The organism is Mycolicibacterium bacteremicum (assembly GCF_002086115.1).
Lineage (GTDB): Bacteria > Actinomycetota > Actinomycetes > Mycobacteriales > Mycobacteriaceae > Mycobacterium > Mycobacterium bacteremicum.
Map to the genome: position 1 here is coordinate 1 of NZ_MVHJ01000084.1, position 230 is coordinate 230.

A 230-nucleotide genomic window follows, 5' to 3' on the forward strand; every position below is an offset into this window, starting at 1 on the left:
GCGCCGGGCTGGACCAGCGAGCAGATTGTCGAGCGGTTCGGGTTCTCCGAGATCATGCGATCGACGCTGGAGAAGGACAACACCGTCGGCACCGACGAGGCGCTGTTGGACATCTACCGCAAGCTGCGTCCGGGCGAGCCCCCGACCAAAGAGTCAGCGCAGACGCTGTTGGAAAACTTGTTCTTCAAGGAGAAGCGCTACGACCTGGCCCGCGTCGGTCGCTATAAGGT

Annotated in this window: 1 protein-coding gene; it reads left to right on the forward strand. The window is 62.2% G+C overall.

What is annotated here, in order from left to right; all coding sequences use genetic code 11:
• Positions 1-230, forward strand: a 230-nt coding sequence (locus BST17_RS28590) for a hypothetical protein (protein WP_133053626.1), incomplete at both ends; no start/stop codon positions are given.